Here is a 13,237-nt window from a genome sequence, read left to right on the forward strand (position 1 = left end):
TAAAAAGCAGGCGGATATTTTCCGCCTGCTTTTTCTATTGAAGTGATTTATAATAAGCTGCTTTTTCTGCGTACTCCCGGACGATGCGTTCCATATCCTTTTTGTCTGCTTCGTTCAGTTCACGCACTACTTTTGCTGGGCGCCCGAATGCCAATGTGCCCGGCGGGATTTTCTTTCCTTGTGCCACAAGGCTTCCTGCGCCGATAAATGCTCCTTCGCCAATTTCTGCACCATCCAAAATGATTGAGCCCATGCCGATCAGAGCGCCTTTTCTAATTTTGCAGCTGTGAAGCGTCACTTGGTGGCCGATAGTGACATCGTCTTCTAAGATGAGCGGGTTGTCCGGACTTTGGTGGAGCATCGACAAATCTTGGATATTGGTATTTTTCCCGATGACAGTCGGTGCGACGTCGCCGCGGATGACTGTGTTGAACCATACAGAGGAGTTCTCGCCGATCGTCACATCTCCTGTGACGGTCGCATAATCAGCAATGAATACCGATTTGTCAATCTTTGGTGATTTGTCTTTATATGGATAGATCATGGCAAAGCTCCTTTATCATTGATAAGATGTAATTAGTTCTAATCGTATCAAAACAACGGAAAAGGTCAATCGATCAAGCTGTATAGGGGAGGCGCGGATTATGTGGAAATGGCAAGCGGAAGGCGATGCAAAAGGCGTTATCGTGTTGATCCATAGTGCATACGAGGAGCATAAGCGCTATGCATGGCAAATCGAGAAATGGCGCAGGAGTGGGTTTCACGTCTATATGGGCGATCTGCCAGGACATGGGACACAAGCAGCAGATGATTCTGTGCACCGCGAACAATTTTTCGAGTACGATAAAACAGCCGCTGAGCTGCTGCGATTGGCAGCAGGAAATGACTTGCCGATTGTACTCGCGGGACACGGGCTTGGAGCAGCGATTGCCATCCATGCCCTTGCTGAAAACCGCCATCCGATAGCAGCGCTTATTGTCACGTCACCATGGTTTGAATTGCAAAAAGTGCCGAGCAAGCCAACGCTTGCATTGTCCGGCATCAGCAAGCTTACCGGAAAAGGGAAAATCGACCATGGCATCGAATTGCGCCATTTGACGAGACGCAAGTTCCAGGACGAATCGGCGGGTGCCGATCGAGCGATCCAGTCGCTCAGTTCACCGGCCTGGTGGAAGGAATTGCAAGGCTATTTGGAACAAGCAGCACAAACACAGCTTCCTGATTTGCCGGTCATGCTCCACGTTGGCCAGCGCGATTTGATTACGCGGACGACAGCTGGTCGCACTTGGCTGTCCAAGCAAGCGGTCAATGAGTTCCATTTCAAGGAATGGCCGTTTTGCTACCACGACCTCTTGCAGGAACCGGAACGGGACGAAATTTTCCGGTCGGCGCTACGCTTTGCCGAATCGGCAGCGGAATCCGAGAAAAGTCGCCGCAGCCAATAACACTTCATGATCAGCCTCTGTATTAAATGATAGAAAGGAAAGATCAAGATGCCACTTCGCTTCAGTATATTAGACCAATCCCCGATCTCGCGGGGCCAGACAGCCCGCGAAGCTTTAGCCAATACGGTCCAGTTGGCGCAACACGCAGAACAATGGGGCTATACGCGCTTTTGGGTATCGGAACATCACGATGCCAAAACTTTGGCGGGCTCTTCTCCGGAGATCCTGATCAGCCATATCGGCGCCAGGACTTCATCAATCCGTTTGGGGTCCGGGGGCGTCATGCTGCCGCATTATTCGGCGTTTAAAGTGGCAGAGAACTTCAATTTATTGGAGAACCTGTATCCCGGACGCATCGATGCGGGAGTGGGACGTGCGCCAGGCGGCATGCCAAGAGCATCGTTCGCTTTATCGAATGGCCGCTTGCGGGATGCGGGCCGCTTTCCTGAACAACTGGATGAACTGCGCATGTATTTGGAAAACAGCATTCCGGAGTCGCATGACTATTATGGAATGACTGCAACCCCTGTGCCACCGCAAGCACCGCCGATCTGGATGCTTGGTTCAGGCGAGGGGTCTTCGCAACTGGCCGCGGAAAAAGGCTTGCCTTATATGTTCGCGCATTTTATCAATGGCGAAGGCGGGCAGGAATTTACAGCCAATTACAGAAAAAATTTCATTTCCCATAATGGCAATGAACCGTATACTGGCTTTGCGATTTTCGCCGTTTGCCAGGAAACTCGTGAACAGGCGGAATATGTCGCTTCTTCACTCGACCTGTCGCTTGCGATGGGAGCGCAGGGCATGCCGTCTGACGGTACGCCGCCTCCGGAACAGGCAGCCGCTTACGAATACTCGAAATTCGAAAAGCTGCTCGTTGCGGATAACCGCCGGCGCATGGTCGTCGGCGACCCTGTGCAAGTAGTGGATCATTTGGAAGCGCTCGGGGAAGAATATGGCGCCGATGAAGTGATGATCGTTTCCGTCGCCTATGATTTCAATGATAAGTTAACGACGTTCCGATTGATCGCTGAAGAAATGACCAAAAGAACGTCCGAAAAAAAGCAGTAGGCTGAAAAAACAGCTTGCTGCTTTTTTGCATGTTTGCCAAAAAAGGTTTAGAGATGAGCTGGAGGGATAAAGAGATGGAACAACAGAAATAAGGAAAGAAGGAATGTATATGTTTGAACGCACGGCAGGAAGCCACGTTGTCGAGCTATTGAAGCAATGGAATGTAGACCATATATACGGAATGCCTGGAGATTCCATTAATGAATTGATGGAGGAACTGCGCAAAGTGGAGATTCGCTTTATCCAGATCCGCCACGAAGAGACAGGGGCGCTCGCTGCTTCGGCCTATTCGAAATTGACTGGGCGCATCGGCGTATGCCTATCGATCGCAGGACCTGGAGCAATCCATCTGCAAAACGGGTTGTATGATGCAAAGAAAGACAAAACACCGATGCTCGCGATTGTCGGGCAAGTGACAAGCAGTTCTGTCGGGACCGATACCTTCCAAGAGTTGAAATTGGAATCAATGTTTGAAGACGTTTCGGTCTATAACCGCCGCGTGCAAAATGCCGAGCAATTGCCGGATATGCTCAATCAGGCGGTGCGCGCAGCTTATGCAGAAAAAGGCCCGGCTCTGCTCGTTGTGTCGGACAATCTATTTAGCACGAAAATCAAGCGGGAAAAGGAGATGACCTCGCCGGAATATTCCGTGCCGCATATCCGGGCGGCGGAAGAAGATTTGAAGGAAGCGCTGAAGCTCTTGGAGACTGCGAAAAAGCCAGTCATCTTGGCAGGCAAAGGCGCACAGGATGCACCTGGCGAAGTATTGGCATTTTCGGAAAGGCTGAAAGCGCCAATCATTGCATCGCTTCCGGCTAAAGGTTTGATTCCAGATGATCACCCGAATAACCTAGGGCAGCTTGGGCAACTCGGGACAGAACCGGCTGAACAGGCGATGAAACAAGCCGACTTGGTGATCCTGGCCGGCACAGCCTACCCGTACCGCGAATATTTGCCGGACAAAGCGCCGGCCATCCAAATTGATCTCGAGCCGCGCGTGATCGGAAAATATTATCCGGCGACGGTAGGCGTAGTCGGGGAACTCGGGCCAGCGCTTGCCTGGTTGACAAGCAAGCTTGGTGAAAAAGATCCGGGATTCTTGAATCAATTTCAGGAGAAAAGAAGTGCTTGGCATGACAAGCTGCGTGCTGATATCGATAAGCAAACCGACATGCTCCAACCCCAGCAAGTGTTGGGCGAAATTCAGCACATCATGGAGCGGGACGCTGTTGTTTCACTCGATGTCGGGAGTATCACCATTTGGTCAGCGAAATACTTGCAGCTGACTGGGCAAAAACTGGTCTTATCTTCATGGCTCGGGACGATGGGCTGCGGTTTGCCGGGAGCCATTGCAGCGAAACTGGCATATCCGGAAAGACAAGCCATCGCAATCGTCGGGGACGGCGGATTTTCCATGGGCATGCAGGATTTTGTCACTGCAGTTAAATACGAACTGCCGATGATCATCGTCGTCTTCAACAACCAGAAGCTTCAATTGATTGAAGACGAACAAAAAATGGCAGGCAATAAGCCGACCAATGTCGAGCTTGCCAATATCGACTTTGCGGCGTTTGCCATTGCTTGCGGCGGTGAAGGCTACACAGTAAAAACACGTGCCGAATTGCAGGATGTTTTATCAAAAGTGAAAGCAAGCAAACAGCCAGTCGTCATCGATGCATACGTGGAAGACATCTCGGCTGTACTATAGAAGAAATTGCAACATGCATATGAATAGATGAAAGGAAGGCGAAATGGATTGAATTCGAAAATGATAGCACTTGGATTTTATAAACCCGGAAATACGGAACAACCGCCTCAGTTCGAAGCGGTGGAATTGGACAAGCCAGAGCCAACAGGTCACGATTTGCTTGTGGAGGTAAAGGCGGTATCGGTGAATCCGACCGATTACAAAACGCGTGATTCGAAAAAACCGGACGACGATTCCTTGACGATCGTCGGCAGGGATGTCGCGGGTGTTGTAGTATCGACGGGAAGCGATTGTTCCTTGTTCAAAGAAGGCGATGAAGTATTTTATGCAGGCACCAATGTACGGGCAGGCGGCCATAGCGAATTTCATTTAGTTGATGAGCGCATCGTCGGCCACAAGCCAAAAAACTTGGATTTTGCGCATGCAGCCGCATTGCCATTGACGGGATTGACCGCAATGGAAGCCCTGTTTGTCCGCTTGGGCATCTCGAAAAACCCGCAGGACAATGAAGGCAAGAACATTCTAATCATCGGCGCTGCGGGAGGTGTCGGTTCGATCGCCACGCAGATCGCCAAATTAGCAGGGCTCACTGTAATTGGGACAGCATCAAGGCAGGAAACGGTCGAGTGGGCCAAAAAACACGGCGTCCATCACACGATTAATCATCACCAGGAATTGCTGCCTCAATTGAAGGAACTGGATATTGACGGCTTGGACTATATTTTCTGCCTGACCAATACTGACGACCATATGGCAGGCATGGCGGACGCGATCCGGCCGCAAGGAAAAATCTGTTCAATCCTGCCGGCGTTCGAACCGCTCGCTCCAGGATTCTTCGGAAAAAGCGTGACCTTCGTCTACGAATTGATGTACACGCGCTCGATGTACCAGACCGAAGACATGATCGAGCAGCATCATTTATTGAATGAGCTGTCAGAGTGGGCAGATAGCGGCAAGGTCCAGTCGACGCTCAATGAAACGATGGCACCAATCAATCCAGAAAACTTGAAAGAAGCTTACGGAAAACTGATGTCTGGCAAGACGATCGGGAAAATTGTTCTCGAAGGCCCTGTCGAGAAATAAGTGAAAGAGCAGCGTGCATGGGCACGCTGCTCTTTTAGATTTAGCCATTATTTCTTTTGGCGCTGCTGTTTTTTCTCGATTGCGACCAAAAATGGGGGTGAATGCTGTTGGTTGATGAATTCATATTTCATGACGTCGTAGCGGGTTTGCGGCAATTGCTTGACGTAATCCATCACCGCGTCGCGCTCTTCGCTGCCGCCATCGTGGCCAGAATAAATGACGACTAACACCAAGCCGCCTGTCTTTAAGCGCTCGAGGCATTGGCCGATTGCCTGCAAGGTGCTGTCCGCTTTGGTGATGATGGCGTGATCGCCTTTTGGCAAATAGCCGAGATTGAAAACGGCGGCTGCGATTGGTTCTGTAACGTATTGTGCAATTTTCGCGTGGCTGTCGCAAATCAATTCAACATGACGAAACGCTTCTGTGCGCTGTCTAGTCGCTTCGATCGCTTGTTGCTGGATATCGAATGCATAAACTTTTCCAGATGCACCGGTAAGACCTGCCAGGAAATGGGTATCATGCCCGTTTCCGGCAGTGGCATCTACCACGCTGTCACCTTCGTAAACGACTTGTTCGAGCAAAGATTTGGTGAAAGGCAAGACGCGCTGCAAAGTCATAATGCCACACTCCCCGCATAATGCTTGCCTTGCCAGCTGCCACGCATCTCGAGTTCCTTATCGATGCCGTTCAGCACTTCCCATTTATTCGTACTCCACATCGGGCCGATCATCAAATCGATCGGGCCGTCGCCGGTGATGCGCTGGACGACCATGTCAGGCGGAATGATTTCCAGCTGGTCGGCGACGAGTTGGATATAGGCGTCCTTTTCCATGAATTCGACTATGCCTTTTTCGTATTGCTTGACCATTGGCGTGCCGTTCAACAAATGCAGCAAGTGGATCTTGATTCCTTGGACGTCGAGTTTTGCGACCGTCTGTGCCGTTTCCATCATCATATCTTTGTCTTCAAGTGGCAAACCGTTAATGATGTGGCTGCAAATATTGATGTCGTGTGCCCGCAATTTGTCGACACCTTTTTTGTAAGTGTCAAAATCATGCGCACGGTTGATGAGCTGCGCAGTGCGCTCGTGGACAGTCTGCAGTCCGAGTTCCACCCATAGATAGGTGCGTTCGTTGAGTTCAGCTAAGTATTCAACAACTTCATCCGGCAGGCAGTCGGGCCGCGTGCCGATGCTGATGCCGACCACATTTTCCTGTGCGAGTGCCGCTTCAAATTGTCTTTTGATGACGTCGATCGGCGCATGGGTATTCGTATAGGCTTGAAAATAGGCGATGTATTTGGCGTCTTTCCATTTGCGGTGCATTTTCGCTTTCACCTGCTCGAATTGCACAGGAATCGGGTCAACGCGGTCTCCGGCAAAATCACCGGAACCAGCGACCGAGCAAAACGTACAGCCGCCAAAAGCAACTGTGCCGTCGCGATTCGGGCAGTCAAATCCAGCATCGAGCGAGATTTTCATGATCTTTTCGCCAAACTGCCCGCGCAAATGGCGGTTCCACGTATAATAACGCTTCCCGTCACTCGGGAAGGGGAATTCATTGTCCATAATAAAACCACTCCTTAGCTGTCATTATAGCACGCAGTTGACGGCCGAAAAGCTGCCAAAAATCGTGCGCCCATTGTCCTTGTTGCGTTTCCCATGGAGTTTTGGTTAAATTGTAAATGGAAGCGTTTTATTGAATTAAAATTCAGTTAATGTTGCAGAGGGGGAAACGCGCGATGAAACCGATTTACAATTCTGCCAAAGAGGCAGTTGAACCGATACAAGACGGTGCCACCATCATGGTTGGAGGATTCGGGCTGGTCGGCATTCCAGAACAGCTGATCCTAGCGCTTGTCGATAAAGGGGTAAAAGATCTAACAATAATTTCCAATAACTGTGGGGTCGACGAATGGGGCCTTGGTTTATTGCTGAAAAACAAGCAAATCAAGAAAATGATCGGCTCGTATGTCGGCGAAAATAGAGAATTCGAACGCCAAGTATTGTCAGGCGAAATCGAAGTGGAACTCACGCCACAAGGTACGCTCGCTGAAAAAATGCGCGCAGGCGGAGCCGGAATTCCGGCATTCTTCACACCGGCAGGCGTCGGCACAACCGTCGCAGAAGGCAAGGAAATCCGTGAATTCGATGGCAAGGAACACGTGCTCGAAATGGCTTTGAAAGCAGATTTCTCACTGGTCCGTGCACATACTGCAGATAAAATGGGCAATCTCGTCTACAACAAGACGGCACAAAACTTCAATCCGCTAGCGGCAGCTGCCGGGAAAGTGACAATTGCTGAAGTCGAGCATGTAGTGGAAATCGGCGATATCGACCCGAACCACGTGCAAACGCCGAGCATTTACGTACAAGGCTTGTTGCAAGCAGACCAAGAAAAACGAATCGAGCGTTTGACGACGCGTTAAGAAAGGGTGGGGACAGCAGTGGATAAACAGGCTATCAGAGAACGAATCGCAAAACGAGCGGAAAAAGAAATCAACGATGGAGATTACGTCAACCTGGGCATCGGCATGCCGACTTTGGTTGCGAACTTCATTTCCGATAATAAGCAAGTCGTCTTGCAGTCCGAAAACGGATTGCTCGGCATTGGGCCGTATCCGACAGAAGACCAAGTCGATCCCGATTTGATCAACGCCGGAAAAGAAACTGTCACGACTATTCCAGGCTCCGCATTCTTTACGAGCGCAGAGTCATTCGCCATGATCCGCGGCGGTCATATCGATGTCGCGATCCTTGGCGGCATGGAAGTCGCAGAAAACGGCGACCTGGCCAACTGGATGATTCCAGGAAAAATGATCAAAGGCATGGGCGGCGCGATGGATCTCGTGCACGGAGCGAAGAAAGTCATCGTTATCATGGACCATGTCTCGAAAGACGGTTCAGCGAAAATTAAAAAAGCATGCGAATTGCCGCTTACGGGGAAAGCGGTCGTCAATTTGATTATCACGGAACGCGCGGTGATCGAAGTGACGGATTCCGGCCTCGTGTTGAAAGAAGTATTCGAAGGCCACACAGTAGACGACGTCGTCGCTGCAACCGATGCCAACTTGAACACAGACAGCGTGAAAGTGCACTGAGCTATTGCATAAAAACAGGCGCTCAGCTAAAATGAAATCAATAGCAAATGGCCGTGAAGAGGAGCAGTAGGACATACAATGCATAAAAGAGAGCCGGCGGATGGTGCGAGCCGGCATGCAGGATGTTTGAACTCGCCTTGGAGTCTGCGCAATGATTGCGTCGTTTTCCGCGTTAAGGAATCAAGTTGGGCGCCTGAGCGCTAATTTGGGTGGTACCGCGGGAAAAATCCCGTCCCTTAGTTTAATTTAAGGGGCGGGATTTTTTATTTTGCTGAAAACTATGCAGGGCATGCGGACATCCGCTTGTATTTAGAGGAGGAAAATAGGAAATGTCTTTTAACCACAAGGAAATCGAAAAGAAATGGCAGCAGCATTGGCAAGAAAACAAAACCTTCAAAACGGAGAACACGCCGGGCAAGGAGAAATTCTACGCACTTGATATGTTCCCGTATCCGTCAGGCGCCGGGCTTCACGTCGGGCATCCGGAAGGCTACACAGCGACCGATATCTTAAGCCGCCAAAAACGCATGCAAGGCTTTGATGTGCTTCATCCGATGGGCTGGGATGCATTCGGGTTGCCAGCTGAGCAATACGCGCTTGATACCGGCAATGACCCTGCGGAATTCACGGCGAAAAACATCGAGACCTTCAAGCGCCAAATCCAGGAACTTGGCTTTTCATATGATTGGGACCGTGAAATCAACACGACCGACCCGAACTATTACAAATGGACGCAATGGATTTTCATCCAGCTTTATAATAAAGGTTTGGCATATGTCGATGAAGTAGCGGTTAACTGGTGTCCGGCACTCGGCACCGTCCTTGCCAATGAAGAAGTGGTCGACGGGGTTTCTGAGCGTGGGGGCCATCCAGTCGAACGCCGCCCGATGCGCCAGTGGGTGCTGCGGATCACGGAATACGCAGACCGCTTGCTTGAAGACTTGAACGAACTTGATTGGCCGGAAAGCTTGAAGGACATGCAACGCAACTGGATCGGCAAATCCGAAGGGGCCGAGCTCGATTTCAAAATCGACGGCACTGGGCTTTCTTTCCGCGCCTTCACCACGCGCCCGGATACGATTTTCGGCGCAACTTACGCGGTGCTTGCTCCTGAACATAAATTGGTCGGGGAAATCACGACATCCGAACAAAGTGAAGCAGTTGCTGCCTATATCGACAAAGTAAAAACGAAAAGCGATTTGGAGCGTACGGATCTTGCAAAAGACAAGACGGGTGTCTTCACCGGAGCTTATGCGATCAATCCAGCAAGCGGCGAGAAAATGCCGATCTGGATTGCCGATTATGTCCTCGCGACATACGGGACAGGCGCGATCATGGCCGTGCCGGCACATGACGAACGCGATTATGAGTTCGCGAAACAATTCGAGCTGCCGATCGTCGAAGTCGTCTCAGGCGGCAACATCGACGAAGAAGCTTACGCTGGCGACGGCGAACTCGTCAACTCCGGTTTCCTTGACGGCTTGAACAAAACCGAAGCGATTGGAAAAGCGATCGACTGGCTCGAGCAAGAAGGCGTCGGCGAGAAGAAAATCACCTACCGTTTGCGCGACTGGCTGTTCAGCCGCCAACGCTATTGGGGCGAACCGATTCCGATCATCCACTGGGAAGACGGCACGATGTCTCCGGTCGATGATAAGGATTTGCCGCTGGAACTTCCGGTCACAACGGATATCAAGCCGAGCGGGACAGGCGAATCACCGCTTGCCAATATCGAAGAATGGGTTAATGTCACGCATCCTGAAACCGGCATGAAAGGCCGCCGCGAAACGAACACGATGCCGCAATGGGCAGGCAGCTGCTGGTATTATTTGCGCTTTATCGATCCGACAAACGACGAAGCGATCGCGGATCCGGAATTATTGAAACGCTGGCTTCCGGTGGATGTCTATATCGGTGGTGCGGAACACGCCGTCCTTCACTTATTGTATGCGCGGTTCTGGCATAAAGTTCTGTATGACCTTGGCGTCGTGCCGACGAAAGAGCCATTCCAAAAATTGTTCAACCAAGGGATGATTCTCGGTGAAGGCAATGAGAAAATGTCGAAATCCAAAGGCAATGTCGTCAACCCGGACCAAATCATCGAAAGCCACGGCGCGGATACGCTGCGCATGTACGAAATGTTCATGGGGCCGCTCGAAGCGTCCATCGCCTGGTCGACAAACGGACTAGACGGATCTCGTCGTTTCCTTGACCGCGTGTGGCGTTTGCTCATCGAAGACGATGCGATTTCGAGCAAAGTCAGCGACCAAAATGACGGAAAACTGGAGAAAATCTACAACCAGACCGTCAAGAAAGTGACCGAAGACTTCGACGGCCTTCGTTTCAATACAGCGATTTCGCAAATGATGGTATTCATCAATGAAGCGTATAAAGCCGACAATTTACCGAAAGAGTACATCGAAGGCTTCGTGAAGATGCTGTCGCCAATCGCGCCGCATTTGGCCGAAGAGCTTTGGAACAAACTTGGGCATAGCGAGACGGTAACGTATGAAGCGTGGCCGACATATGACGAGTCGAAACTGGTCGATGACGAAGTCGAAATCGTCGTCCAAGTGAACGGCAAAGTGAGAAGCAAGCTGACTGTCGCAAAAGACAGCACGAAAGAACAACTGGAAGAAGCGGCACTCGCCGACGAGCACGTCCAAAAAGCGGCAGAAGGCAAGCAAGTCCGCAAAGTCATCGCCATTCCAGGGAAATTGGTTAATATCGTTGTAGGATAAATAATGAAAGCCGCCAGGGAAATTTCTCTGGCGGTTTTTTATATTGAATACCAATGTGACAGTGAAATTTTAGAAATCCTTGAGACTGTAAGAGTCAATTTTAGAAAAGTGAGTGGAAAAGCTTCTGCTTTTCGACTGCGTTGCAGGGGGCTGCTTGCCGTGGGGCGGGTGTTGAGCCAACGTGTCGCAAAGTGCGCGACACGTTTGTCTCGCCAGCCCGCTCGGTCCCACAGGCGTCAGCCCCCTTCCACTCCGTCTTCTAGTTTTAGAGTGGAAGTTAATTTTTTTAGTTCAATCAGCTGAAGGTTTGGAGATGGATTATATTCTCGAGCTTGCTTCAACCAGATCTGAGAATGAAGTCACATCGGTTTTCAACCGCTAAACAAAACAAACATTTTTCCAATTCAAGGACTGGCCGGTCAGGTGCTTCATCTCGGGAAGCGATTTCCCCGCTAGCCGGCAACTGAATAAAGAAGCTAATCTGCTTAAACCGTCTTCATACAATGAAATCTCTTAGCCGCCGAGCGTAAAGGGGTGAGCCGACGCAATAAGACAGACGTTCTTTCTGGCTTATTGCCAAAGGCCAACCCAAAGCCGAGCGGCGACTATGAAGGGAAACTGTACTTCAATATTCAGTAACATTTTCACGAGAAAACTCCCGCTATCTTTGATTCTGTCTACTTTAAGAAGTGAGTCCTCATTTGCTCTTTCAACTTTACTCCAAAGAAAAAAGCCCGATTGCTTATGCAATCGGACTTTCGGTTTGATAAGATGCAGCGAACTCGGCTGCGTTTTTTCCTGCGACGTGTCCGGTGACAAGCGCGGACGTGATATTATAGCCGCCGGTGTAGCCGTGGATGTCGAGGATCTCACCGCAGAAGAACAAGCCGGGCTTTTTCTTCGAATGCATCGTCTTCGGCTCGATTTCCTTAATCGATACGCCGCCGCCCGTGACGAACGCTTTTTCGATCGGCTGCGTGCCGGAGACGGTCATCGTGAATGCCGTCATTTCAGCCGCGAGCGCACGGACTTTATCCGACGGTAATGCTGCACCGGTCAGCTGCGGGTCAATGCCTGCTCGGTCCAATAGGAACAACAGCCAGCGTTCTTGCGCCAGACTTTTCCAAACGTTCTTCAACGCTTTTTTTGGTTCGTCTTTCATTAGCTTATTAAGCAGCTGGAAAGCCGATTCCGCATTGTCCTCCGGCATGGAATTGATGCGGACGGTGACAGCTTGGCCGCCGTTTTTCTTCATTTCCTTGACGACGTACTGGCTGCAGCGCAGGATGGCAGGCCCGCTCAGCCCGAAATGGGTGAACAGCATATCCATCTGGTGCGTGACGAGCGCTTTGCTTTTTTTGTTGAGCACCGTCACGGCGACATCGCGCAGGGCAAGCCCTTGTAGGTCGCGTGATTTGATGAACGGTTCATTCGACAATAAAGGAACTTCCGTCGGATACAGGTCGGTGACGGTGTGTCCCGCTTTTTCCGCCCACGGATAGCCATCTCCGGTCGATCCAGTTTGCGGCACCGCTTTGCCGCCGACTGCGACAACGACCGCGTGCGATTCGAATTCTTCGCCTGAGTGCAGGCGGATGCCGGTCACTTTATTGTCGTTCATCAGCAAGCTTTTGACGGGGGAATCGAGTTTTCGCTCGACGCCGAGCCGGTCCATCTCGCTAAACATCGCATCCGCGACGTCTTGAGCGCGGTTTGACACAGGGAACATGCGACCGTGGTCTTCTTCTTTCAAGGCGACGCCAAGGTTTTCAAAAAACTCGATGATGTCTTCGTTATTGAATACGGAAAACGGGCTATACATAAAGCGTCCATTTCCAGGAATGTGGCGGACGATTTCTTCTAAAGGCAGGCGGTTTGTTACATTGCAGCGGCCGCCGCCGGAGATGATCAATTTCTTGCCGAGCTTTTTGCCTTTTTCGACGAGCAGCACGCGCTTGCCGTTCGATGCGGCAGCGATGGAGGCCATTAAGCCGGATGGGCCTCCGCCGATGATAATGATGTCATACATATAATAAAAACTCACTTTCGTTTTTCTTTTCAGTATACACGATGAGGCAAAACACGTTGAG

11 protein-coding genes and 1 other annotated feature are annotated in these 13,237 nt (G+C 50.7%); of the genes, 7 read left to right on the forward strand and 4 right to left on the reverse strand.

The features are described from left to right. Positions 1–34: 34 nt before the first annotated feature. The gene (locus G3255_RS06695; RefSeq protein ID WP_211653793.1) at positions 35–544 is read right to left on the reverse strand and encodes a gamma carbonic anhydrase; all 510 of its coding nucleotides are present in this window, start codon (positions 542–544) and stop codon (positions 35–37) included. Positions 545–644: 100 nt separating this feature from the next. On the opposite strand from G3255_RS06695, the gene G3255_RS06700 reads away from it, so the two are divergent. The 4 genes from G3255_RS06700 (at position 645) to G3255_RS06715 (ending at position 5,307) form a co-directional block, all read left to right on the forward strand. Further along, positions 645–1,445 (forward strand): alpha/beta hydrolase, encoded by an 801-nt coding sequence (locus tag G3255_RS06700; protein WP_211653794.1) that lies wholly within the window; start codon positions 645–647, stop codon positions 1,443–1,445. A 48-nt stretch (positions 1,446–1,493) separates the two neighbouring features. Then, the gene (locus tag G3255_RS06705; protein WP_211653795.1) at positions 1,494–2,516 is read left to right on the forward strand and encodes an LLM class flavin-dependent oxidoreductase; all 1,023 of its coding nucleotides are present in this window, start codon (positions 1,494–1,496) and stop codon (positions 2,514–2,516) included. Positions 2,517–2,625: 109 nt separating this feature from the next. Continuing rightward, entirely contained in the window at positions 2,626–4,224 is a 1,599-nt protein-coding gene (locus G3255_RS06710; protein WP_211653796.1) for a pyruvate oxidase, read from the forward strand. Between the two features lie 60 nt (positions 4,225–4,284). Next, positions 4,285–5,307 carry a zinc-binding alcohol dehydrogenase family protein gene (locus G3255_RS06715; protein WP_211655784.1) on the forward strand — a complete coding sequence of 341 codons (1,023 nt, stop codon included), beginning with the start codon at positions 4,285–4,287 and terminating at the stop codon, positions 5,305–5,307. Between the two features lie 47 nt (positions 5,308–5,354). Here G3255_RS06715 and mnmM read toward each other — a convergent pair whose 3' ends face one another. Both mnmM and mnmL read right to left on the reverse strand, forming a co-directional pair. Continuing rightward, positions 5,355–5,924, reverse strand: a complete 570-nt coding sequence (gene mnmM, locus G3255_RS06720; RefSeq protein WP_211653797.1) for a tRNA 5-(aminomethyl)-2-thiouridylate-methyltransferase MnmM — start codon at positions 5,922–5,924, stop codon at positions 5,355–5,357. Beyond that, entirely contained in the window at positions 5,921–6,874 is a 954-nt protein-coding gene (mnmL, locus tag G3255_RS06725) for a tRNA modification radical SAM protein MnmL/YtqA (protein ID WP_211653798.1), read from the reverse strand. Before mnmL ends, mnmM begins: the two co-directional genes overlap by 4 nt. 173 nt (positions 6,875–7,047) lie before the next feature. On the opposite strand from mnmL, the gene G3255_RS06730 reads away from it, so the two are divergent. The 3 genes from G3255_RS06730 (at position 7,048) to leuS (ending at position 11,147) form a co-directional block, all read left to right on the forward strand. After that, positions 7,048–7,734 carry a CoA transferase subunit A gene (locus tag G3255_RS06730; protein ID WP_211653799.1) on the forward strand — a complete coding sequence of 229 codons (687 nt, stop codon included), beginning with the start codon at positions 7,048–7,050 and terminating at the stop codon, positions 7,732–7,734. Between the two features lie 18 nt (positions 7,735–7,752). Beyond that, entirely contained in the window at positions 7,753–8,406 is a 654-nt protein-coding gene (locus G3255_RS06735) for a 3-oxoacid CoA-transferase subunit B (RefSeq protein WP_211653800.1), read from the forward strand. Between the two features lie 44 nt (positions 8,407–8,450). Then, positions 8,451–8,646 (forward strand) — a binding site (T-box leader). Positions 8,647–8,735: 89 nt separating this feature from the next. Then, a complete protein-coding gene (gene leuS / locus G3255_RS06740; protein WP_211653801.1) occupies positions 8,736–11,147 on the forward strand; it encodes a leucine--tRNA ligase in 2,412 nt (803 codons plus the stop codon). 742 nt (positions 11,148–11,889) lie between these two features. Here the strand turns inward: leuS and G3255_RS06745 are convergent. Further along, positions 11,890–13,176: a BaiN/RdsA family NAD(P)/FAD-dependent oxidoreductase gene (locus tag G3255_RS06745; RefSeq protein ID WP_211653802.1), complete on the reverse strand. Its 1,287-nt coding sequence runs from the start codon at positions 13,174–13,176 to the stop codon at positions 11,890–11,892. Positions 13,177–13,237: the final 61 nt, after the last annotated feature.

Source organism: Planococcus sp. MSAK28401 (assembly GCF_018283455.1).
Lineage (GTDB): Bacteria > Bacillota > Bacilli > Bacillales_A > Planococcaceae > Planococcus > Planococcus alpniumensis.